The following is a 20,888-nucleotide window of genomic DNA, read 5'->3' as shown; positions in this document are numbered from 1 at the left end:
CCCTTGCGTTTTTCGCGAGCTCCTACAGTGGGGCCGGTTTCAATTTGAAATCGGTCCTGGCCTTAGCCTTAGCTATTGGGCAACAACCGGCAAGTAATGCTCTTGATATACCGAGTCTCGGCAATCGCCGGGTGCACCGGATGATCTGGGCCCTGGCTGCCACGCTCCAGCATCTGGATATTGCGATCCAGGTGACGGGCGCTGGTCAGCAGGATGTTCTGCAGGTCATCTTCTGGCAAATGCATGGAGCACGAGGCGCTGATCAGGATGCCGTCCTTGCTGAGCAGGCGCATGGCTTGCTCGTTGAGGCGGCGGTAGGCGCCTTCGCCGTTTTTCATGTCTTTCTTGCGTTTGATGAAGGCAGGAGGATCGGCGACGATCACGTCGAAGCGTTCTTCGCTGGCTTTCAGTTCTTTCAGGGCTTCGAAGACGTCGCCTTCGACGCAGGTCATTTTCTCGGCAACACCGTTCAGCGCTGCGTTGCGCTCGACGCCGTCGAGGGCGAAGGCCGAAGAGTCAACGCAGAACACTTCACTGGCTCCGAACGCGGCGGCTTGCACGCCCCAGCCGCCGATGTAGCTGTACAGGTCCAGGACGCGTTTGCCTTTGGCGTAAGGGGCCAGGCGGGCGCGGTTCATGCGGTGGTCGTAGAACCAGCCGGTTTTCTGGCCTTGGATGACCGGCGCTTCGAACTTCACGCCGTTTTCTTCCAGGGCAACCCATTCCGGCACCAGGCCAAATACGGTTTCGACGTAGCGGTTGAGGCCTTCGGCGTCGCGGGCGGCGGAGTCGTTCTTGAACAGGATACCGCTGGGCTTGAGCACTTGGGTCAGCGCGGCGATCACGTCGTCTTTATGGGCTTCCATGGTCGCCGAGGCGATCTGTACCACCAGGATGTCGCCGAAACGGTCGACCACCAGACCCGGCAGCAAGTCGGAATCGCCGTACACCAGACGGTAGAACGGCTTGTCGAACAGGCGATCGCGCAGGGACAGGGCGACGTTTATGCGGTGGACCAGCAGGGATTTGTCCAGGGGCAACTTGACGTCGCGGGACAACAGGCGGGCGCAGATCAGGTTGTTCGGGCTCATGGCCACGATGCCCAACGGCTTGCCGCCGGCCGCTTCCAGAATCGCCTGGTCGCCTGCCTTGAAGCCATGAAGTGGGGTGGCGGCCACGTCGATTTCGTTGCTGTAGACCCACAGGTGGCCGTTGCGCAAACGACGATCGGCGTTGGCTTTGAGACGCAGGCTTGGCAGGGACATGACGTCGCTCCGGAAAAAAGAGCGGGAGTATACCCTGTTGTGTAGCAATTGATCGCGCCGCCGGATGTGCGGGAAGGTGTCGACCCATCCTTTATAAGGGTTAGAATCGCCGCCTAGCCCAGAGTATGAACTTATGTCCCAAGAGCTTTCCGCCGAACAGATCCAGCAGGCCCTGCAAGGCATCAGCGTGCCGCCTCAACCGCAAATCATGGTGGATTTGCAGATGGAGCAGTACATGCCCGACCCGGACCTGGAAGTGATTGCCCGGCTGATCGCCCAGGACCCGGGCCTTTCCGGCTCGTTGCTGAAGATCGTCAACTCGCCGTATTACGGCCTGAGCAACAAGATTGCTTCGATCCAACGGGCGGTAAACCTGCTGGGCAGCCGCTCGATCATCAACCTGATCAACGCCCAGTCGATCAAGGGAGAGATGAGCGACGACACCATCGTCACCCTCAACCGGTTCTGGGACACCGCCCAGGACGTCGCCATGACGTGCCTGACCCTGGCCAAGCGCACTGGCTCCCAGGCTGTGGACGAAGCCTATGCCCTGGGGCTGTTTCACGATTGTGGCGTACCGCTGATGCTCAAGCGCTTCCCTGATTACATGGCGGTGCTGGAAGAGTCCTACGCCTGCGCTGGCCCGGAGTGCCGCGTGGTCGATACCGAAAATCGGGCGTTCAATACCAATCATGCGGTAGTCGGCTATTACACGGCCAAATCCTGGCGCTTGCCGGAGCACGTGACCAACGCCATCGCCAACCACCACAACGCCCTGGCGATTTTCAGCGACGAATCTGCGCGCAACAGCCCGCTGAAAAACCTGCTGGCGATCCTGAAAATGGCCGAGCATATTTGCGCCTCTTACCGGGTGCTGGGCAATCAGGTGGATGACCACGAGTGGAACAGCATCGGCCATCTGGTGCTCGATTACGTCGGTTTGTCGGATTACGACTTCGAGAGCCTGAAGTTGTCGATTCGCGAGCTGGGTACGCACTGATCTTTTATTCACGGCCCCTTCATACCAGAGGTAAACATGCCCGAGTTACCCGAAGTCGAAACCACCCGGCGCGGTATTGCGCCACACCTGGAAGGCCAGCGGGTCAGCCGCGTGGTGGTGCGTGACCGGCGCTTGCGCTGGCCGATCCCCGAAGACCTGGATGTGCGGCTTTCCGGGCAACGCATCGTGCTGGTGGAGCGGCGGGCCAAGTACCTGTTGATCAATGCCGAAGTGGGCACCTTGATCAGCCACTTGGGTATGTCGGGCAATCTGCGGCTGGTGGAGGTCGGCCTGCCGGCGGCCAAGCATGAGCATGTGGACATCGAGCTGGAGTCGGGCCTGGCCCTGCGTTACACCGACCCTCGACGTTTCGGTGCGATGCTCTGGAGCCTGGACCCGCTCAACCATGAACTGCTGGTTCGCCTGGGGCCGGAGCCGTTGACCGACCTGTTTGATGGCGAGCGCCTGTTCCAGATGTCCCGTGGGCGGTCCATAGCGGTGAAGCCGTTCATCATGGACAACGCGGTGGTGGTGGGGGTGGGCAATATCTACGCGACTGAAGCGTTGTTCGCTGCCGGGATCGACCCGCGCCGTGCGGCCGGAGGCATTTCCCGTGGGCGCTATTTGAAGCTGGCGATTGAGATCAAGCGCATTCTCGCCGCCGCCATCGAGCGCGGCGGCACTACACTGCGGGACTTTATCGGCGGCGACGGGCAGCCGGGGTATTTCCAGCAGGAATTGTTCGTCTATGGCCGTGGCGGGGCGGGCTGCAAAGTCTGCGGGACCGAGTTGCGCGAAGTGAAGCTGGGGCAGCGGGCGAGCGTGTTTTGCCCCAGGTGCCAGAGCTGATTGAAGGGGAAGCACTTGGGCCGAGCTAATCCTTAAGCCTTCCCGGTAATCACCAGATACTTCTCCATCAACTGCTCTTGCGTCTCTGGATGAGCCTCATCCAGCGGAATGCAATCCACCGGGCAAACCTGCTGGCACTGGGGTTCGTCGTAGTGGCCGACGCATTGGGTGCACAGGTTCGGGTCGATCACATAGATCTCTTCGCCTTGGGAAATGGCGGCGTTCGGGCACTCGGGTTCGCAAACGTCGCAGTTGATGCAATCGTCGGTGATGATCAGGGACATGGGGACTCCTGCCAGGGCACATGGCCAAGGCATCTGAAAACTAATGCGCGCAATTGTGCCGCATTGGCGCCCGCAGTGCGAGCTGTGGCGAGCGGGTTTACCCGCGTTGGGCTGCGAAGCGGCCCCAAAAATGGGACTGCTGCGCAGTCCGGCGCGGGTAAACCCGCTCGCCACAATTATTTTATTTCTTGAAGCGTAGGGTCAGCGCATCGGCTACCGCAGGGTGGACAAACTTGGTGATGTCACCGCCCAGCGCGGCGATTTCCCGGACCAGGGTCGAGGAAATGAACGAATAACGCTCCGACGGCGTAAGAAACAGGCTTTCCACGTCCGGCGCCAATTGACGGTTCATGTTGGCCAGCTGAAATTCATATTCGAAGTCCGACACCGCTCGCAGGCCGCGCAGGAATACATTGGCGTTCTGTTCCTTGGCGAAATGCGCCAGCAGCGTGGCGAAGCCGACGACTTCGACGTTGGGCAGATGCTTGGTGACCTCACGGGCCAGCTCCACGCGCTGTTCCAGGGGAAACAGCGGGTTTTTCTTGGGGCTGGCGGCGACCGCGATGATCACGTGGTCGAACAAGCGCGAGGCGCGTTCGACCAGATCACCATGGCCCTTGGTAATAGGGTCGAAGGTACCTGGGTACAACACTCGGTTCATCGCGTCGTCCTGGCGGAGTCCGTTGGGGAACCGGATGGTATCGCAGCCATCCCGGTCGGCCAAGTCAACTTATTCAGAAGAAAGCACTATAGACACCGCGAATAGTCTGCTTTTTCAGGCTGTTTTCAGACGTTCTGCCAGTGCTGTTGCCAGTTGCGCCGTCAGCCCATACACCGAAAGCTGTGGGTTGGCGCCGATGCTGGTGGGGAATAAAGAGCCATCGTGGATCGACAGATTGCGCAACTGATGATGGCGGCCGAGGCTGTCGGCTACGGCGTTTTTCGGCTCGTCGCCCATGGCGCAACCGCCCATCACGTGGGCACTGCCCAGCCGTGTGCGGTGCAATTCCAGGTTCAGGCCATCGATCATGCTGCGCGCTTGGGCCAGGGTGTTCACGTAGCGCGCATCATTGTGCAGCGGCATCACCGACTTGGCTCCGCCGGCAAATTGGATCTCGGCCATGCTGTGGAAGGCGCGGCGCAAGCCGTCCCAGGCGTAGGGCGAGACTTGATAGTCGAGCACTGGCGTGCCGTCGCCGCGTAGTTCGACACTGCCGCCTTGGCTGTCGGGGTGAAAACCGTCCCGCAGTAGCGCGAGCATGGCGTGGGTATTGGGTAGCTGGCCCATGTCCAGGGCGTTTTGCGTGCCATAACCACCGAGTAAGGTGCTGGCCAGTCCGGGGTGCAGCGGAGGCACTTCAAGCTTGTAGGACATTTTGCCGGCGGTGCCGTCCTGCCATTGGAAATGGTCGGAATAGATCGACTGCGGCGCGCCATAGAACGGGTTGATCACCTCGTCGAACAGCCCAGCGGAAAAATTCACCAGGTGCAGGAAGGTCCGCTTGCCCAGCCGGGAATGGGGGTCGGGCGCGTCCGAACGCAGCAGCAGCGCCGGGCTATTGATACCGCCGCCCGCCAGTACGTAATGCTTGGCCTTCACCGTAATTTTTCGGCCTGTGGGCGCCACGCAGCGTGAGTCCATCGCCACGCATTCCAGGCTGGTGATGGTGTCGCCGCTGAACTTCAGGCGTTCGGCGCGGGCCAGATACAGCAGTTCGCCGCCTTGCTCCAACGTCGACGGGATGGTGGTCACCAGCATCGATTGCTTGGCGTTGACCGGGCAGCCCATGCCGCAATAACCCAGGTTGAAACAGCCGCGCACGTTGCGCGGGATCACATGCCAACTGTAGCCGAGCTTTTCACAGCCTTTGCGGATCACATCGTTGTTGGCGTTGGGTGGGATAGCCCAGGGCGCGATGCCCAGGCGCTGTTCCATTTTCTCGAACCAGGGCGCCATTTCGGCGCTGCTGTGGCCCTTGATCGCGTATTCACTGGCCCAGTGGGCGAGCGTCGGGTCGGGCGTGCGGAAACTGGAGGTCCAGTTGATCAACGTGGTGCCGCCCACTGCGCGGCCCTGGAGGATGGTGATGGCACCGTCCTTGCTCATCCGGCCGATGCCTTCCTGGTACAGGCTGGCGTAGGCCTCGTCCTCAAGCATCTTGAAGTCGCTGCTGGTCTTGAGCGGGCCTTCCTCGATCAACAGCACCTTGTAGCCGGCGGCGCTGAGGATTTCGGCAGTGGTGCCACCACCTGCGCCGCTGCCGATGATCGCGACATCGGCTTCCAGGGTCAGGTCCTGGTCGAGGGCGGCGCCGTTATGGGTTTTCCAGCCGCGGGCCATGCCGTCGCGGAACAGATCAGGTACGGGCATCAGTGTCTTCTCTTGTTTTTATAGGGATGCAGATCAGATCCTGGGCGGGCCGGGATACCCGCAATGGGCCCAGGATTGGGCTCGGAAATACCAGGCCATGATCACCAGCTTGAGCAGCGAGCCCTGGCCCATGCGCAGCAGGTTCAGGTAGCTGTTCTCCCAGCGGTGCAGGAAGTTGCGGATCTGCTCGCGGCTGGCGTTTTCCCAACTGCCCCACACGCCGGTCAATGGCCCGCGGGTGATGGCCATGCCCAGCACGTCAAATAACTGCTGGGTCAGCTTGAACATCTCCGGTGACAGGTGTTGCAAGCTGTAATCGAGTTTTTTCAGCGTGTCTTCAATTCCAGCTGCCACTTCCTGGGCGCTGGCCACGCCTTCCAGCAGCACTGGAATCACCGCCCGTAAAAACGGTAGGTCACTGCTGCGCAACATGGCAAAGCCGCTGGCGGGGGTGCTGCTGGAGCAACCGCTAAGGCTGGCGCCTACGCCTGCGGTTGCCAGGAACGCACTGGCACACAGGCCTACTTTCAGGACTCCGCGCCGCGACAACCCAGGTGTTTCAATCAGGCTAGGGTTCATTCTTATTGTTATCCCGGTGATGGGTTTGTTAGCGGACAAACAGCTTCTGGATCAACTTCTGGATCGATTTGCCATAGGGCGGATAAATCAATTTCGCCGCGTTCAGGCGTTGCTTCACCAACACGCCCTTGGCCTTGCTGAACGTCAGGAAACCTTCGTGGCCGTGGTAATGGCCCATGCCCGAGGGGCCGATACCGCCAAAAGGCATATCGTCCTGGGCCACATGCAACAGGGTGTCGTTCAGGCACACGCCGCCGGAGTGGGTTTCATGGAGCACGCGATTCTGTTCGGCCTTGTTGTAGCCGAAGTAATACAGAGCCAGTGGGCGAGGGCGCTGGTTGATGTAGGCAAAGGCTTGATCGAGGCCGCGATACGGGACGATGGGCAGCACTGGGCCGAAGATTTCGTCCTGCATCACCGTCATCTCGTCGCTGACATTCAGCAGCAGGCTGTGGGCCATGCGCCGCCCCTGGCCCTGGTCATACAGCGGGATCAGAGTCGCGCCCTTGTCGGTAGCGTCCTTGACGTAACCGTTGAGCCGGGCCAATTGCCGTTCGTTGATGATCGCTGTGTAGTCCGGGTTGTCGGCCAGGGTCGGATAAAACCCGCGAACTGCCTTGCTGTAGGCCTCGACGAAACTATCGACACGGTCTTCCGGCACCAGTACGTAGTCCGGCGCCACGCAGGTTTGTCCGGCATTCAACGTCTTGCCGAAGGCGATCCGCTCGGCGGCGTCCTTGAGCGGTACCTCTGCTGAAACGATTGCCGGCGACTTGCCACCCAGCTCCAGCGTGACAGGCGTCAGGTGCTCGGCCGCCGCACGCATTACATGCTTACCGATGCTGGTGGCGCCAGTGAACAGCAGGTGATCGAAACGCAGCCTGGAAAACGCGATGCCCACTTCGGCTTCGCCGAGCACCACGCAGACCAGGTCTTCGGGAAAGATCTTCGCCAACAGGGCCTTGAGCAACTGCCCGGTAGCGGGGGTGGATTCACTGAGCTTGAGCATCACCCGATTACCGGCCGCCAGAGCGCCGACAAGCGGGCCGATGGCCAGGTACAACGGGTAGTTCCAGGGCACGATAATCCCGACCACGCCCAACGGTTGATAAATAACCTTGGCCGAGGCGGGCTGGAAGGCAATGCCTACAGCGCGACGGGACGGTTTCATCCAGCCCTTGAGGTGTTTGCTGGCGTAATGAATGCCGTGCAGGCTGGGCATCAACTCGGCGAACAGGGTTTCGTCGGCGCTGCGATGGCTGAAATCACTGCTGATGGCGTCGATCAGCGCCTGGCGTTCATCGCTGAGCAGATCTCGCAAGGCCTTGAGCCATTGCTGGCGTTGTGCGGCCGGCGGCATGGGGTTGGCGGCGTAGGCCCGGCGCTGGATGTCGAACAGCCCCTGTAGCTGATCCAGCGCTTGGGAATCTTGCAGGTAGGCAACGTTGGCAGACATGGCAGTTCCCGACTTTTTATTGGAATGAATGAGTTTTTAGAGTTATTGCTCTAAGTTGTCAAATGACATTGCAGTAACACTTGGATTTATCCTGACAAGGATAGGTCGTAAGATGCCCGCACCACTGGTAATCGAAGCTGATCCCCCATGGCACCACGAGTAAAGACCAGCGAGCGCATCGTGCAAACCAGCCTGGAACTGTTCAACCAGCAAGGTGAGCGCAGTGTCAGCACCAACCATATCGCCGCCCATATGGAGATTTCTCCGGGTAACCTGTACTACCACTTCCCCAATAAGCAGGCGATTATCGCCGTGCTGTTTCGCGAGTACGAAGCCCTGGTCGACAGTTTCCTGCGTCCACCTCAAGGCCGTGCCGTGACCGTCGAAGACAAGCGTTTCTACCTGCAAGCGGTGCTGGCCGGCATGTGGCGCTACCGCTTTTTGCACCGCGACCTGGAACATCTGCTGGAAAGCGATCCGGAACTGGCCACCGGCTACCGGCGTTTTTCTCAACGTTGCCTGATTCAGGGCAGCGCTATCTACAAGGGTTTTGTCGACGCCGGCATCCTGAACATGAACCCGGTGCAGACGGAGGCCCTGACCCTCAATGCCTGGATCATCCTTACCTCCTGGGTGCGTTTTTTGTGCACCACCAACGAAAACTCAGCGCACCTGAGCGCCGAGGCGATCAAGCGCGGGGTGTATCAGGTGCTGGTGCTGGAAGCCGGGTTTGTCACGCCGCAGGCTTTTGATGCGGTGGACGCACTGTTCAAGGAGTTTTACGTGCCGCTGAGCCAGGCACTGGAAGACGTGAAGTAGAACCTTTCTGACCTATTCATGGGAGTTCGCTATGCCGCTTGCCCAACTGATCAGCCCCCAGCAACTGGCCGAACGCCAGAAGACCGGTGCACTGGTGATCCTGGATTGCCGCTTTGCCCTGGAAGACCCGGATTACGGTCTTTGCAGCTATGCCGAAGGGCATATCGAAGGCGCCAGCTTTGCTGACCTGGAACGAGACTTCAGCGGGCCGGTGACCAAGGGCGTGACCGGGCGCCATCCGCTGCCGGCGCCAGACAAGTTGGTCGGGCAGTTACGGGCTTGGGGCGTTAATGGTGACAGCGATGTGGTGCTGTACGACGACGGCCCCGGTGCATTTGCCGCCCGTGGCTGGTGGTTGCTGGCCTGGCTGGGCAAGCGCGATGGCGTATTTATCCTTGATGGCGGATTGAAAGCCTGGCATGCCGCCGGTTTACCGCTGAGCCTGGATGCACCGGTGATTGAAGTCGGGACGTTTACGGGGGCGCCTGACAATCGCTTGTTGCTGGACGCCGAACACCTGCAAAAGCGTCTTGGCGAGCCGGGCCTGACCTTGATCGACGCCCGCGCCCAGCCGCGTTTTCGCGGTGATGTGGAACCCCTTGATCCGGTGGCCGGGCACATTCCCGGTGCGCAATGTGCCGCGTTCAACGAAAACCTGGGCAGCGATGGCCGCTTTCTGCCGGTCGATCAACTCAAGCAGCGCTTTGCTGACAAGCTTGATGGGCGCTCTGCGGATGAACTGGTGGCGTATTGCGGCTCCGGGGTGACGGCCTGCCACAACCTGTTCGCCCTGAGTCTGGCGGGTTATCCGTTGGGCAAGCTGTATGCCGGGTCGTGGAGTGAGTGGATTACCGATCCGAAGCGGGTTGTTGCGACGGGCGACTGAGCAACCAGGCCGGAATCCGCCGCTCCAGGTAGTACCCCGGCCGCTTCAGCGTGCCATCGACAAACCCGACATGGCCGCCCTTGGCCAGCAACTCGAACTCGGTGCAAGCCGACAGTTCGCTGGCCTCGGGAAGGCTGTGGGCGAATACGAAGGGATCGTCGGCGGCCTGGATAATCAGGGTCGGCGTGCGGATCGCGCCCAGGAAATACCGGCTGGAGGCCCGACGGTAATAGTCCTCGGCGCTCAGGTAACCATGCAGTGGCGCAGTGACCCGGCCATCGAAGTCCCAGAAGGTGCGCATTTTTTCCAGTGAGCCGAGGGCGGAGATGGCTTTCAGTCCTTCTTCACGGCCATCCTGGAGAAACTGGCGCTCCTTGACGCGGATGTAAGCCAGCATCTCGCGCATGAAATGCTTTTGGTACACACGAGAGAATCCCAGGCCAATGCGGTCTGCGCACTGATCCAGGCGAAATGGCACCGATACCGCCGCTGCGCCTTGCAGGCCGGAGTCTTCGCCGGTTTCTCCCAAATGCTTGAGCAGCACGTTGCCGCCCAGGGAATAGCCCACTGCATACAACGGTGCTAACGGGCGCTTGCTTCGCAGGTGCGTAATGGCGGCGGCCAAATCTTCGCTGGCGCCGGAATGGTAACTGCGGGCCAATAGATTGGGCTCGCCGGAACAGCCGCGCCAATTCAGCGCCACGCTAGCCCACCCTTGGAACGCCAGGGCTTTTTGCAGGCCAGCCACGTAGGGCGAGTTGGAAGAGCCGGTCAGCCCGTGCAGTACCAACACCAGCGGGGCGTGCGGATCGTGCGGGCCGTGCCAGTCGAGGTCGAGAAAATCGCCGTCTTCTAGCCACAGCCGTTCACGCTGACGTTCGATATGAGTGGTAGGGCGCCACAGCGGCCCCCACAACGTTTGCAGGTGCGGGTTGCCGAGGCCGAAGGCTGGGGTGAAGCGGTCGGGAGAAGGGGTCATGCAAGTCTCTATGCCGAGCGGGCTTGTTGTGGTGAGGGGCAAGCCCCCTCGCCACAAAAGAGGGCGCACCGTGCGTATTAAACGCTCTCAGACGTACGTTGCCACAACGCGTAATACACCCGCCCGGACCTTTGTTCCCGGTGCAGGCGCCAGCTGCCGGGCAGGCCGAGGGTAGACGGCGCGGTTTCGCTTTCGGTGTAGATCCAGGCGTTCTCGGCCAGCCACTGACGCTCTTCCAGCAGCGCGCAAACGGTTGGCAGCAGGTTCTGGTTGAACGGCGGGTCGAGGAACACCACGTCGAACTCACGAGCTTCCTGGGTTTCCAGGTAGCGCAGGGCATCGGCGGTCTGCACTTGCCCGGTGGTGCAGCGCAAGGTGCCCAGATGCTCCTTGAGGCTGGCGACCGCTACGTTGCTGGCGTCCAGCGCCTGGCCCAGGGCGGCGCCACGGGACAGAGACTCCAGGAACAGCGCGCCGCTGCCGGCAAACGGATCCAGCACCTTGGCGCCTGCAATATACGGCGCGAGCCAGTTGAACAGGGTTTCGCGCACGCGATCCGGCGTCGGGCGCAGGCCCACTACGTCGGGGAAGCTCAGTTTGCGGCTGCCCCACTCTCCGCCGATGATGCGCAGTTGGCCCACACCGTTGTGGACGTTGTGGACAGGTTTTTTGGGACGGGATGGACTAGCCATTAATGCTCCGGAACCCCGAGCGGTTGCTCGGCAGGTTTATCAGTGGGGGGCGGTAGTGGCTTTTGCGCGGTGGTCGGGCCGGCGGTGACTATGACCATTTTGTCGCTGCTCAGGTGTTTATTCAGCGCGGCTTTGACTTGTTCTACCGTCAGGGCCTGGGACTGCTTCATGAAGTCTTCCAGGTAGTTGAGCGGCAGATTATAGAACCCCATGGCACCCAATTGCCCGACGATATCAGCGTTACTGGCGGTGGACAGCGGGAAGCTGCCGGCCAGTTCACGCTTGGCGTCGTCCAGTTCCTTTTGCGTCGGGCCGGTCTTGAGGTAGTCGGCGAGGACTTCCTCGACCAGTCGCAAGGTGCCGCCGCTCATTTCGGCGCGGGTTTGCAGGTTGATCATGAACGGACCACGTACCTGCATCGGCGAGAAGCCAGAGTAAACGCCGTAGGTCAGGCCGCGTTTCTCGCGCACTTCACTCATCAAGCGGGTGCCGAAGCCACCACCACCGAGGATCTGGTTGCCCAGGGACAAGGCGGCGTAATCCGGGTCGGCGCGGTCGATGCCCAATTGGGCGAACAGCAAATGCGTCTGCTTGGAGGGGAACTCAATGTGGCTGAGACCCGCCTTGGGGTCGACCGGTTGAGCGATTTTCGCCAGCGCCGGGCCCTTTGGCAGCGACGCGGACACCTTGGCGGCCATCGCTTCGGCGTCGGCACGGGACAAGTCGCCCACCACTGCAATCACCGCGTTGCCGGCGGCGTAGGCCTTGGCATGGAACTCACGCAGTTGTGCGAGGGTGATGCCAGGAACGCTCTGGGCGTTGCCTTCGCTCGGGTGCGCGTAGGGATGATCGCCATACAGGCGCTTGAACAGCTCGATACTCGCCAGTTTGGCGGGGTTCTGTTTCTGGTATTCGAAGCCGGCCAGCAACTGGTTTTTGATCCGCGCCAGGGAATCAGCAGGGAAGGTTGGTTTACCGATCACGTCATCAAACAGCGTCAGCGCGGCATCCCGTTTGTCGGCAGTACTCAGGCTGCGTAACGAAACCAGGGCCATGTCGCGGTAGGCTCCATTGCTGAAATCAGCGCCCAGGCCTTCAAAACCAGCGGCAATCTGGCCGACGTCCTTGCCCGGCACGCCTTCATTGAGCATGGCGTTGGTCAGCAGGGCCAGGCCTGGTGCATTGCCGTCCTGGCTGCTGCCGGCGGCGAACAGAATGCGAATGTCGAACATCGGCAGTTCATGGGCTTCGACGAACAGCACCTTGGCGCCTTCGGCGGTATTCCAGGTCTGTACGTTGAGCTGGCGGTTGGTCGGGTTCTTGCCGTCCAGTTCCGCCAGGGATTGCAGGGTATTGGCAGCCTTGGCCTTTTCCAGCGCCTCACTGGCGACGGATTCGTCCGGGCGGCCGAAATACACCGCCACAGCGGCGACCAGGGTGACAACGATCAGGCCGGGAATAACCAAGCGGCTATTTTTGCGGTCACTCATGAGCGGTCTCCTCGGGCAAAACATGGGCGACGCTGAGACGTTCGTGGGTGAAATAGGTGCGTGCGGCTTTCTGGATGTCGTCGACGGTCACGCTTTGCAGCTCGGCAAGCTCGGTGTCCATGAGCTTCCAGGACAGGCCGACGGTTTCCAGGGAGCCAATGGCCGTGGCCTGACTGGTGATGGAGTCGCGCTCATAGACCACGCCAGCAATCACTTGGGCGCGGATACGCTCCAGCTCCTCAGCGGTCGGCGGTTTGGCTTTCAGCTCATCCAGCAGGCGCCAGAGGCCGGCTTCGGCCTGGGCAACGGTCTTGCTTTTCTGCTGGTTCGGCGTGGCGCTGAGGGTGAACAGGCTGTCGCCGCGCGTGTAGGCGTCGTAGTTGGTCGAGGCGCCGGACACCAGTTCTTCGCCGCGCTCCAACTGTGTTGGGATGCGCGCGCTGTAGCCGCCGTCCAGCAACGCCGAGATCAGGCGCAGGGCGTTGACCGAACGTTTGTCTTCGGCGGTGGCGATGCTTGGTACGTTGAACCCGAGGATCACGCTCGGCAGTTGGGTCTGCACGTGCATGGTCAGCAGTCGCTCGCCAGGCTCGGCCAGTTCCAGAGGGATTTTCGCCGGTGGCACGTCGCGTTTGGGAATCGGGCCGAAATAGCGTTGCGCCAAGATTTTAACTTCATCTGGAGTCACGTCGCCGACCACCACCAGGGTGGCGTTGTTCGGCACGTACCAGGATTGGTACCAGTGGCGCAGCTCTTCGACCTTCATGCGATCCAGGTCAGCCATCCAGCCGATGGTTGGCGTGTGGTAGCCGCTGGCCGGGTAGGCCATGGCCTTGAAGCGCTCGTAGGCCTTGGACATCGGGTTGTCGTCGGTGCGCAGGCGGCGCTCCTCCTTGATCACCTCGATTTCGCGGCTGAACTCGTCAGCCGGCAGGCGCAGGGTGGCCATGCGGTCGGCTTCCAGTTCGAAGGCGACGCCCAGGCGGTCACGGGCCAGGACCTGGTAATAAGCGGTGTAGTCATCGCTGGTGAAGGCGTTTTCTTCGGCGCCGAGGTCGCGCAGGATCAACGACGCTTCACCGGGGCCGGTCTTGGAGCTGCCCTTGAACATCATGTGTTCCAGGGCGTGGGACAAACCGGTCTGGCCCGGGGTTTCATAGCTGGAGCCGACCTTGTACCAAACCTGCGAAACCACCACTGGCGCACGATGGTCTTCGCGCACGACGACCTTGAGGCCGTTGTCCAGGGTGAACTCATGGGTGGGTTGTGGGTCGGCAGCCAAGGCTGAAAGGGGCAGACAAACTGTGCTGAGCAGCAGGCCTGCGGCGCGGCGGGCTAGAGCATTCATTCGTTTTTAAACCTGTTGGGCTGCCCGCTTGGTCTTAGCGTCGGCGGGCGAGGAGATGCTAGGATACTGATCCGTTTTACTGGCGGCCACGGCTATAAGGCGCGAGGCATCCAAATTGTTTCGGATTCAGTCGTAGGAATGATGGAGTTAGCGGTGGTTTTCCTCGACGATCTTTGTTTTTTTGCCGATTTTATTGCTTCAGACCTATATTGAATCGATTTGTTGAGGCCGTGTTTACGCCTTACAAAATGTTGCGCATGAACAAGCTGGCTAAAAAACAGTCTGTTACGCATCGAATATTATTTACCGAAGCGCCACCTTGGCGCGTCGCTACCTTGAGATAGCCGTCCTCCATGTTTGGTTCCAACGACGACAAGAAGACCCCAGCTGCGGCTGGCGAGAAAAAAGGCCTGTTCGGATGGCTGCGCAAAAAGCCGCAGGAAACCGTCGTCGAACAGCCGCAAGTTCAGCCTGAGCCGATCCCTGAGCCGGTAGAAGCCGAGCCGATTGCCGAAACGCTGGTGCCGGTGGTGTTGCCCATGGCTGAGCCGGTATTGCAGCCGGTTGTTGAAGCCGTGCCGAAACCTGAGCCCGAGCCAGAGCACAAACCCTGGCTGGTCTTGCCGGTGGCGGAAGAGCCCGTAGCCTTGGTCGAAGACGAGCAGGCTGAACATGTGGTGCCGCCGATTCCGGCGTTGGAGCCCGTGCAGGTTGTGATTGAAGAGGTGCCGGTCGTTGAAGTGCCTGCCCTTGTTGTCGCCGAGCCTGCCCCTGTGCCAGTCGTCGCCCCAGTTGTGGTCGCGGCGCCAGCTGTCATCGAGCCCGCCGCCGATCCGGAGCCAGTCGCTGTCACCGAAGCCAGTAAAACCGGCTTCTTCGCCCGCCTGAAACAAGGCCTGAGCAAAACCAGCGCGAGCATTGGCGAAGGCATGGCCAGCCTGTTCCTGGGCAAGAAAATCATTGATGACGAACTGCTCGAAGACATCGAAACCCGCCTGCTGACCGCCGACGTGGGCGTCGAAGCCACCGCCGTGATCATCCAGAGCCTGACCCAGAAGGTCGCGCGCAAGCAACTGACCGACGCGGATGCGCTCTACAAATCGTTGCAGGCCGAGTTGACCGCTATGCTCAAACCGGTGGAACAACCACTGGTCATCACCCCGAACAAGCCGTTCGTGATCCTGGTGGTGGGCGTCAATGGCGCCGGCAAGACCACTACCATCGGCAAACTGGCGAAGAAGCTGCAACTGGAAGGCAAGAAAGTCATGCTCGCCGCTGGTGACACCTTCCGCGCCGCCGCCGTGGAGCAACTACAGGTCTGGGGCGAGCGCAACAAGATCCCGGTGATCGCCCAGCACACCGGTGCCGATTCGGCTTCGGTGATTTTCGATGCCGTGCAGGCTGCCAAGGCCCGCAACATTGATGTGCTAATCGCTGATACCGCCGGTCGCCTGCACACCAAAGATAATCTGATGGAAGAGTTGAAGAAGGTGCGCCGGGTCATGGGCAAGCTGGACGCTGACGCTCCCCATGAGGTTTTGCTGGTGCTTGACGCTGGTACTGGCCAGAACGCCATCAGTCAGGCCAAACAATTCCATCAGACGGTCCAACTGACTGGCCTGGCATTGACTAAGCTCGACGGCACGGCCAAGGGCGGCGTGATTTTCGCCCTGGCTAAACAATTCGGGCTGCCCATTCGTTATATCGGTGTCGGTGAAGGCATCGATGATCTGCGAACTTTTGAAGCCGAACCCTTTGTCCAGGCACTGTTTGCCGAGCGGGAGAGTTCATGATTCGTTTCGAACAAGTCGGTAAACGCTACGCTAACGGGCATGTCGGCTTGCACGAGCTGAGTTTTAGAGTGCGTCGCGGCGAATTCTTGTTCGTCACCGGTCATTCCGGTGCTGGCAAAAGTACTTTGTTGCGGTTGCTGCTGGCCATGGAGCGCCCAACCACTGGCAAGCTGCTGCTGGCGGGCCAGGACCTGGCGACCATCAGTAACTCGCAGATCCCGTTCTTGCGCCGTCAGATTGGCGTGGTGTTCCAGAATCACCAGTTGCTGTTTGATCGCACGGTGTTCAACAACATTGCCTTGCCGTTACAGATTCTCGGGCTGTCCAAGGCGGAAATCGTCAAACGTGTGGATTCGGCCCTGGAGCGTGTGGCGCTGTCGGACAAGACCGATCTTTATCCCGGCGACCTGTCTACCGGCCAGCAGCAGCGCGTCGGCATCGCCCGCGCCATCGTCCATCGCCCGGCCTTGCTGCTGGCGGATGAGCCCACTGGTAACCTCGACCCGCGTCTGGCAGCAGAAATCATGGGTGTTTTTGAAGACATCAACCGCCTGGGCACCAGTGTACTGATCGCCAGTCACGACCTGGCGCTGATCGCCCGTATGCGCCATCGCATGCTGACCCTGCAACGCGGCCGCTTGATCGGTGACGGGGAGGCTGGCGTATGAGTGCTACACGCAGCCCTAAGGTTTCCGAACGTGTCGCGCCGAAACCGGCCGACCCGCAACCGCAGAAGAAAAAGAAACACGACGAGGACGACGGCCCGGACTTCAGCACCTTGCTGCAAGCCTGGATCGAAAACCACCGCGCCAGCCTGCTGGACAGCCTGCGTCGTCTGGGCAAACAGCCTGTGGGTAGTTTTTTTACCTGCCTGGTGATGGCCGTGGCCTTGAGTCTGCCGATGGGTTTGTCGCTGCTGCTTAATAATGTCGAGCGCCTCGGCGGTTCCTGGCAGCGGGCGGCGCAGATTTCCCTGTACTTGCAATTGGACGCCAGTCCCGCTGAAGGCGAGGCTCTGCGCGAGCAGATCAAGAACATGCCGGGTGTGGCTGATGCCGAGTACATCAGCCGCGATCAGGCTCTGGAAGAGTTCCAGCAGCAAACCGGTTTGGGTGAGGCACTGAAAGAATTGCCGCAAAATCCGCTGCCGGGCGTGGTGTTGGTGACGCCCAATGAAGTCGACAAGCCGACCCTTGAAGCCTTGCGACAAAAACTGTCCGAGCTGCCCAAGGTGCAACAGGCGCAGCTTGATCTCGTCTGGGTCGAGCGCCTGGCGGCAATTCTCAAGCTGGGTGACCGGTTTGTCTTCGGTTTGACGGTACTTTTGGTTTCTGCATTACTTTTGGTGATAGGTAATACCATTCGTCTTCATATTGAAAACCGGCGCACAGAGATAGAAGTGATTAAACTGGTCGGCGGCACGGACAGCTATGTGCGTCGTCCATTTCTGTATATGGGCGCGTTGTATGGCTTCGGTGCCGGGATTCTGTCCTGGGGCGTCCTCGCGTTTGGCCTGGATTGGCTGGACGATGCGGTGGTTGGCCTGGCCGGTTTGTACGGCAGCGATTTTGCGCTGGCCGGCGTGCCGGCAGCCGATGGTCTGTCGCTCTTGCTTGGCGCGGTATTGTTGGGGTATATCGGTGCTTGGATTGCGGTCGCACGGCATTTACGTGAGTTGGCACCGAAGTAGTTAATGTCAGATTAACGTGGTTTTGTTTGTATTGACCGTATCAGCGGTTTAGGGAACTTGTCCTACGGTTCCCGGTCAATTTTCGCAGTGCTGAACTGCACGAGTTATGTGAGTCGGAGGTTTTTTCGTATGACCACTTCTTTGCAACCTGCTTATGCCTTGGTCCCGGGTGCGAACCTGGAAGCCTATGTGCACACGGTCAACAGCATTCCATTGCTGACGCCCGAGCAGGAGCGTGAACTGGCCGAGAGTCTCTACTATGAGCAGGATTTGGGGGCGGCTCGGCAGATGGTGCTCGCCCACCTGCGTTTTGTTGTACATATCGCCCGTAGCTATAGCGGCTACGGCCTGGCCCAGGCTGACCTGATCCAGGAAGGCAACGTCGGCCTGATGAAGGCGGTAAAGCGCTTCAACCCGGAGATGGGTGTGCGTTTGGTGTCGTTCGCCGTGCACTGGATCAAGGCAGAAATTCACGAATTTATCCTGCGTAACTGGCGGATCGTGAAAGTCGCGACCACCAAGGCCCAGCGCAAACTGTTCTTCAATCTGCGCAGCCAGAAGAAACGCCTGGCGTGGCTGAACAACGAGGAAGTCCATCGCGTGGCGGAAAGCCTCGGTGTGGAGCCTCGGGAAGTGCGCGAGATGGAAAGTCGTTTGACCGGCCATGACATGGCCTTTGACCCGGCCGCGGAAGCGGACGACGACAGCGCCTTCCAATCGCCGGCCAACTACCTGGAAGACCACCGGTACGACCCGGCGCGTCAACTGGAAGATGCCGACTGGAGCGATAACTCCAACCACAACCTGCACGAAGCACTGGAAGTGCTGGACGACCGCAGCCGCGACATCCTCTACCAGCGCTGGCTGGCAGAAGAAAAAGCCACGCTGCACGACTTGGCGCAGAAGTACAACGTGTCGGCCGAGCGGATTCGTCAGCTTGAGAAAAGCGCGATGAATAAGCTGAAACTGTCGATCGCCGCTTAAAACGCTGCGAAAGGCATAAAAAAATGCCCCGATCGAAAGATCGGGGCATTTTTGTTGGTGCTGGAAAAAATCAGTCGGCCCATGGCGCCTTACGCGAATTGCTCAGTTCATTCAGGTAACTGTCGCCACCCAACTGACTCATCTGTTGGCGAATCCAGGCGGCCCGTCGGGCTACATAAGCGGTCGGATGACTGGCGCTCCAAACCCGTGGGTTAGGCAGCACCGCCGCCAGATAGCTGGCCTGCTGACGGCTCAGGGACTTCGCGCTCACGCCAAAGTGATGCCGTGCCGCCGCCTCCGCGCCAAATACCCCTTCATCCCACTCCACGCTGTTGAGGTACACCTCAAGAATTCGCTGCTTGGGCCAAAGAATCTCGATCAGCCCGGTAAACCAGGCCTCCAGCCCCTTGCGCAGCCAACTGCGCCCGGCCCACAGGAACAAGTTCTTCGACACTTGCTGGCTCAAGGTGCTGGCACCGCGAAGCGAACCGCCGCGCTCGTTATGCAGCAAGGCGGCCTGGATCGCACCAAAATCAAAGCCCCAATGCTGGGGAAAGCGCTGATCCTCGCCAGCCATCACCGCTACTTTCAGATCGGCGGAGATTTCATCCCACGGCACCCAACTGCGCTGCAGGTCAATGGGTTCGCCGTCGAACCAGGACTCGACCTTGCGCTCGACCATCAACGCGGTTCCCGGTGGCGGTACCACGCGAAACAGCAGCACCAGTAAAATGCTGCCGATGGCAAACCATTTCACGGCTTTGAGGAAACGACTGAAGAGGAGACGCAGCATAGAGATGGCTTGGCCGAACCGTTTGAGCGGGCCATTATACAGACCCTGTCCAATGAGTCTGACTGGAGTTCCTCATGCTGCGTGGCTTTCTGTTACTGGCTGCCTTTTTTGGTTTCACCGGTGTCGCCCTTGGTGCGTTTGCCGCCCACGGCCTGAAAAACCGCCTGAGCGCCGACTATCTGGCGATTTTCCACACCGGCGTGACCTACCAACTGGTACATACCCTGGCACTGTTCGGCGTGGCCCTGCTGGCCGCGCACATTCCCGGTCGGCTGGTCACCTGGGCGGGCATGTCGTTTGTCGTCGGCATCCTGCTGTTCTCCGGCAGCCTGTACCTGCTGACGCTGACCGGCATCAGCAAACTTGGGATCATTACGCCGTTCGGCGGCCTGGCGTTCCTGATTGGTTGGCTGTGCCTTGGCCTGGCTGCCTGGCGCTTGCAACTCTCGGCTTAAAGCTTGCCGTTTGCAGCTGACGAAGGGCCTTGGGTCGGCAAGGCCGATCGGGCTAGAATGCTGGCCCCTAAAAACGATGGCGGCCTGCGGCATGCGCATTCAGTTGAACGGCGAATCTTTTGAACTGCCCGACGGTGAAACCGTTGCGGCCCTGCTGACCCGTCTGGACTTGACCGGACGCCGCGTCGCAGTGGAGCTCAATCAGGATATCGTCCTGCGTAGCCAGCACGCCGAGACCGCGCTCACCGAGGGTGACCAGGTCGAAGTGGTCCACGCTATCGGCGGCGGCTAGCCGTTCGCCCGGTGCGTAAGCGCGCCAACCCGCATTCTGCAGAACCTCACCCCAACAGAGGATTTCCCATGAGCATCGTTCGTAGCGACAAGCCCTTCGTCCTGGCCGGTCGTACCTACCAGTCGCGTTTGCTGGTAGGCACCGGCAAGTATCGCGACATGGAAGAAACCCGCCTGGCCATCGAAGCCTCGGGCGCCGAGATTGTCACGGTTGCCGTGCGCCGCACCAATATTGGCCAGAACCCGGGCGAACCGAATCTGTTGGATATCCTGCCGCCGGATCGCTACACCATTCTGCCGAACACCGCCGGTTGCTACGACGCCATCGAGGCCGTGCGCACTTGCCGCCTGGCCCGTGAACTGCTCGACGGCCACAACCTGGTGAAGCTGGAGGTCCTGGCCGACCAGAAAACCCTGTTTCCCAACGTGATCGAAACCCTCAAGGCCGCTGAAACCCTGGTCAAGGAAGGCTTCGACGTGATGGTCTACACCAGCGATGACCCGATCATCGCCCGTCAACTGGCGGAAATCGGCTGTATCGCCGTGATGCCGCTGGCTGGCCTGATCGGCACTGGCCTGGGGATTTGCAACCCTTACAACCTGCAGATCATCCTCGAAGAAGCCAAGATTCCTGTGCTGGTGGACGCCGGGGTCGGTACCGCCTCCGACGCCACCATCGCCATGGAGCTGGGCTGTGAAGCGGTGCTGATGAATTCGGCCATCGCCAACGCGCAGCAACCGATCATGATGGCGCAAGCCATGCAACACGCCATTGTCGCCGGCCGCCTGGCGTACCTCGCCGGGCGTATGCCGAAAAAACTTTACGCCAGCGCCTCCTCGCCGCTGGATGGTCTGATCAAGTAA

22 protein-coding genes are annotated in these 20,888 nt (G+C 60.4%); 11 read left to right on the top strand and 11 right to left on the bottom strand.

The genetic code is table 11. The annotated features are described in order from the left end of the window. Window positions 1-68: 68 nt before the first annotated feature. Window positions 69-1,265 carry a class I SAM-dependent rRNA methyltransferase gene (locus ACZRJ6_RS07195; protein WP_133102468.1) on the bottom strand — a complete coding sequence of 399 codons (1,197 nt, stop codon included), beginning with the start codon at window positions 1,263-1,265 and terminating at the stop codon, window positions 69-71. Window positions 1,266-1,452: 187 nt separating this feature from the next. Between ACZRJ6_RS07195 and ACZRJ6_RS07190 the strand changes: the two genes are divergently transcribed. Then, window positions 1,453-2,265 (top strand): HDOD domain-containing protein, encoded by an 813-nt coding sequence (locus ACZRJ6_RS07190; protein ID WP_463967928.1) that lies wholly within the window; start codon window positions 1,453-1,455, stop codon window positions 2,263-2,265. Between the two features lie 36 nt (window positions 2,266-2,301). Then, a complete protein-coding gene (gene mutM / locus ACZRJ6_RS07185; protein ID WP_463967749.1) occupies window positions 2,302-3,114 on the top strand; it encodes a bifunctional DNA-formamidopyrimidine glycosylase/DNA-(apurinic or apyrimidinic site) lyase in 813 nt (270 codons plus the stop codon). A 32-nt stretch (window positions 3,115-3,146) separates the two neighbouring features. Here mutM and ACZRJ6_RS07180 read toward each other — a convergent pair whose 3' ends face one another. The 5 genes from ACZRJ6_RS07180 to ACZRJ6_RS07160 all read right to left on the bottom strand — a co-directional run bounded on the left by ACZRJ6_RS07180 (window position 3,147) and on the right by ACZRJ6_RS07160 (window position 7,804). Next, window positions 3,147-3,398, bottom strand: coding sequence for a YfhL family 4Fe-4S dicluster ferredoxin (locus ACZRJ6_RS07180; protein WP_133102465.1), 252 nt, complete (start codon window positions 3,396-3,398; stop codon window positions 3,147-3,149). A 181-nt stretch (window positions 3,399-3,579) separates the two neighbouring features. Next, window positions 3,580-4,059: a pantetheine-phosphate adenylyltransferase gene (gene coaD / locus ACZRJ6_RS07175; RefSeq protein WP_049711086.1), complete on the bottom strand. Its 480-nt coding sequence runs from the start codon at window positions 4,057-4,059 to the stop codon at window positions 3,580-3,582. 114 nt (window positions 4,060-4,173) lie between these two features. Further along, the gene (locus ACZRJ6_RS07170) at window positions 4,174-5,769 is read right to left on the bottom strand and encodes a GMC family oxidoreductase (protein ID WP_463967750.1); all 1,596 of its coding nucleotides are present in this window, start codon (window positions 5,767-5,769) and stop codon (window positions 4,174-4,176) included. Window positions 5,770-5,802: 33 nt separating this feature from the next. Next, the gene (locus ACZRJ6_RS07165) at window positions 5,803-6,348 is read right to left on the bottom strand and encodes a twin-arginine translocation pathway signal protein (protein ID WP_463967751.1); all 546 of its coding nucleotides are present in this window, start codon (window positions 6,346-6,348) and stop codon (window positions 5,803-5,805) included. A gap of 28 nt (window positions 6,349-6,376) precedes the next feature. After that, complete coding sequence (locus tag ACZRJ6_RS07160) at window positions 6,377-7,804, bottom strand: coniferyl aldehyde dehydrogenase (protein ID WP_463967752.1); 1,428 nt, start codon at window positions 7,802-7,804, stop codon at window positions 6,377-6,379. Between the two features lie 147 nt (window positions 7,805-7,951). Between ACZRJ6_RS07160 and ACZRJ6_RS07155 the strand changes: the two genes are divergently transcribed. Both ACZRJ6_RS07155 and ACZRJ6_RS07150 read left to right on the top strand, forming a co-directional pair. After that, window positions 7,952-8,623 (top strand): TetR/AcrR family transcriptional regulator, encoded by a 672-nt coding sequence (locus ACZRJ6_RS07155; RefSeq protein ID WP_463967753.1) that lies wholly within the window; start codon window positions 7,952-7,954, stop codon window positions 8,621-8,623. A 31-nt stretch (window positions 8,624-8,654) separates the two neighbouring features. Beyond that, the gene (locus ACZRJ6_RS07150) at window positions 8,655-9,509 is read left to right on the top strand and encodes a sulfurtransferase (RefSeq protein ID WP_463967754.1); all 855 of its coding nucleotides are present in this window, start codon (window positions 8,655-8,657) and stop codon (window positions 9,507-9,509) included. On the opposite strand, the gene ACZRJ6_RS07145 is transcribed toward ACZRJ6_RS07150, so the two are convergent. The 4 genes from ACZRJ6_RS07145 to ACZRJ6_RS07130 form a co-directional block, all read right to left on the bottom strand. Further along, complete coding sequence (locus tag ACZRJ6_RS07145) at window positions 9,472-10,488, bottom strand: hydrolase (protein ID WP_463967755.1); 1,017 nt, start codon at window positions 10,486-10,488, stop codon at window positions 9,472-9,474. The two genes, ACZRJ6_RS07150 and ACZRJ6_RS07145, sit on opposite strands and share 38 nt — an antisense overlap. A gap of 77 nt (window positions 10,489-10,565) precedes the next feature. Continuing rightward, window positions 10,566-11,180, bottom strand: coding sequence for a 16S rRNA (guanine(966)-N(2))-methyltransferase RsmD (rsmD, locus tag ACZRJ6_RS07140; protein ID WP_463967756.1), 615 nt, complete (start codon window positions 11,178-11,180; stop codon window positions 10,566-10,568). Then, window positions 11,180-12,670, bottom strand: a complete 1,491-nt coding sequence (locus tag ACZRJ6_RS07135) for a M16 family metallopeptidase (protein ID WP_463967757.1) — start codon at window positions 12,668-12,670, stop codon at window positions 11,180-11,182. Before ACZRJ6_RS07135 ends, rsmD begins: the two co-directional genes overlap by 1 nt. Then, window positions 12,663-14,018: a M16 family metallopeptidase gene (locus ACZRJ6_RS07130; RefSeq protein ID WP_463967758.1), complete on the bottom strand. Its 1,356-nt coding sequence runs from the start codon at window positions 14,016-14,018 to the stop codon at window positions 12,663-12,665. The genes ACZRJ6_RS07135 and ACZRJ6_RS07130 overlap by 8 nt, the downstream gene beginning before the upstream one ends. 353 nt (window positions 14,019-14,371) lie before the next feature. On the opposite strand from ACZRJ6_RS07130, the gene ftsY reads away from it, so the two are divergent. From ftsY to rpoH, 4 genes are all read left to right on the top strand, one after another. After that, window positions 14,372-15,811 carry a signal recognition particle-docking protein FtsY gene (gene ftsY, locus ACZRJ6_RS07125; RefSeq protein WP_463967759.1) on the top strand — a complete coding sequence of 480 codons (1,440 nt, stop codon included), beginning with the start codon at window positions 14,372-14,374 and terminating at the stop codon, window positions 15,809-15,811. Continuing rightward, window positions 15,808-16,479 (top strand): cell division ATP-binding protein FtsE, encoded by a 672-nt coding sequence (gene ftsE / locus ACZRJ6_RS07120; protein WP_149412221.1) that lies wholly within the window; start codon window positions 15,808-15,810, stop codon window positions 16,477-16,479. Before ftsY ends, ftsE begins: the two co-directional genes overlap by 4 nt. After that, entirely contained in the window at window positions 16,476-17,501 is a 1,026-nt protein-coding gene (gene ftsX / locus ACZRJ6_RS07115) for a permease-like cell division protein FtsX (protein ID WP_463967760.1), read from the top strand. Before ftsE ends, ftsX begins: the two co-directional genes overlap by 4 nt. A gap of 129 nt (window positions 17,502-17,630) precedes the next feature. Continuing rightward, on the top strand, window positions 17,631-18,485 hold the full coding sequence (gene rpoH / locus ACZRJ6_RS07110) for an RNA polymerase sigma factor RpoH (RefSeq protein ID WP_003176698.1): 855 nt from the start codon (window positions 17,631-17,633) through the stop codon (window positions 18,483-18,485). Window positions 18,486-18,555: 70 nt separating this feature from the next. Here the strand turns inward: rpoH and mtgA are convergent, their stop codons facing one another. After that, the gene (gene mtgA / locus ACZRJ6_RS07105; RefSeq protein WP_463967761.1) at window positions 18,556-19,278 is read right to left on the bottom strand and encodes a monofunctional biosynthetic peptidoglycan transglycosylase; all 723 of its coding nucleotides are present in this window, start codon (window positions 19,276-19,278) and stop codon (window positions 18,556-18,558) included. Window positions 19,279-19,352: 74 nt separating this feature from the next. Here mtgA and ACZRJ6_RS07100 point away from each other — a divergent pair, with 74 nt between their 5' ends. The 3 genes from ACZRJ6_RS07100 (at window position 19,353) to ACZRJ6_RS07090 (ending at window position 20,888) form a co-directional block, all read left to right on the top strand. Beyond that, window positions 19,353-19,733: a DUF423 domain-containing protein gene (locus ACZRJ6_RS07100; protein WP_133102450.1), complete on the top strand. Its 381-nt coding sequence runs from the start codon at window positions 19,353-19,355 to the stop codon at window positions 19,731-19,733. A 91-nt stretch (window positions 19,734-19,824) separates the two neighbouring features. After that, window positions 19,825-20,025: a sulfur carrier protein ThiS gene (thiS, locus tag ACZRJ6_RS07095; RefSeq protein ID WP_463967762.1), complete on the top strand. Its 201-nt coding sequence runs from the start codon at window positions 19,825-19,827 to the stop codon at window positions 20,023-20,025. A 68-nt stretch (window positions 20,026-20,093) separates the two neighbouring features. Then, entirely contained in the window at window positions 20,094-20,888 is a 795-nt protein-coding gene (locus tag ACZRJ6_RS07090) for a thiazole synthase (protein WP_463967763.1), read from the top strand.

It is taken from the genome of Pseudomonas sp. C321 (assembly GCF_055407105.1).
This window is presented reverse-complemented; position numbering and strand designations above follow the sequence as displayed.

Bases quoted from the DNA above. Each gene is read 5' to 3' on its own strand.
- ACZRJ6_RS07135 (WP_463967757.1), bottom strand. From the start codon at position 12,670: ATGAGTGACCGCAAAAATAGCCGCTTGGTTATTCCCGGCCTGATCGTT.
- ACZRJ6_RS07090 (WP_463967763.1), top strand. From the start codon at position 20,094: ATGAGCATCGTTCGTAGCGACAAGCCCTTCGTCCTGGCCGGTCGTACC.
- ACZRJ6_RS07160 (WP_463967752.1), bottom strand. From the start codon at position 7,804: ATGTCTGCCAACGTTGCCTACCTGCAAGATTCCCAAGCGCTGGATCAG.
- coaD (WP_049711086.1), bottom strand. From the start codon at position 4,059: ATGAACCGAGTGTTGTACCCAGGTACCTTCGACCCTATTACCAAGGGC.
- ACZRJ6_RS07150 (WP_463967754.1), top strand. From the start codon at position 8,655: ATGCCGCTTGCCCAACTGATCAGCCCCCAGCAACTGGCCGAACGCCAG.
- ftsE (WP_149412221.1), top strand. From the start codon at position 15,808: ATGATTCGTTTCGAACAAGTCGGTAAACGCTACGCTAACGGGCATGTC.
- rsmD (WP_463967756.1), bottom strand. From the start codon at position 11,180: ATGGCTAGTCCATCCCGTCCCAAAAAACCTGTCCACAACGTCCACAAC.
- rpoH (WP_003176698.1), top strand. From the start codon at position 17,631: ATGACCACTTCTTTGCAACCTGCTTATGCCTTGGTCCCGGGTGCGAAC.
- ACZRJ6_RS07195 (WP_133102468.1), bottom strand. From the start codon at position 1,265: ATGTCCCTGCCAAGCCTGCGTCTCAAAGCCAACGCCGATCGTCGTTTG.
- ACZRJ6_RS07165 (WP_463967751.1), bottom strand. From the start codon at position 6,348: ATGAACCCTAGCCTGATTGAAACACCTGGGTTGTCGCGGCGCGGAGTC.
- ACZRJ6_RS07100 (WP_133102450.1), top strand. From the start codon at position 19,353: ATGCTGCGTGGCTTTCTGTTACTGGCTGCCTTTTTTGGTTTCACCGGT.
- ACZRJ6_RS07180 (WP_133102465.1), bottom strand. From the start codon at position 3,398: ATGTCCCTGATCATCACCGACGATTGCATCAACTGCGACGTTTGCGAA.
- ACZRJ6_RS07130 (WP_463967758.1), bottom strand. From the start codon at position 14,018: ATGAATGCTCTAGCCCGCCGCGCCGCAGGCCTGCTGCTCAGCACAGTT.
- ACZRJ6_RS07155 (WP_463967753.1), top strand. From the start codon at position 7,952: ATGGCACCACGAGTAAAGACCAGCGAGCGCATCGTGCAAACCAGCCTG.
- ftsY (WP_463967759.1), top strand. From the start codon at position 14,372: ATGTTTGGTTCCAACGACGACAAGAAGACCCCAGCTGCGGCTGGCGAG.
- ACZRJ6_RS07145 (WP_463967755.1), bottom strand. From the start codon at position 10,488: ATGACCCCTTCTCCCGACCGCTTCACCCCAGCCTTCGGCCTCGGCAAC.
- ftsX (WP_463967760.1), top strand. From the start codon at position 16,476: ATGAGTGCTACACGCAGCCCTAAGGTTTCCGAACGTGTCGCGCCGAAA.
- thiS (WP_463967762.1), top strand. From the start codon at position 19,825: ATGCGCATTCAGTTGAACGGCGAATCTTTTGAACTGCCCGACGGTGAA.
- mutM (WP_463967749.1), top strand. From the start codon at position 2,302: ATGCCCGAGTTACCCGAAGTCGAAACCACCCGGCGCGGTATTGCGCCA.
- mtgA (WP_463967761.1), bottom strand. From the start codon at position 19,278: ATGCTGCGTCTCCTCTTCAGTCGTTTCCTCAAAGCCGTGAAATGGTTT.
- ACZRJ6_RS07170 (WP_463967750.1), bottom strand. From the start codon at position 5,769: ATGCCCGTACCTGATCTGTTCCGCGACGGCATGGCCCGCGGCTGGAAA.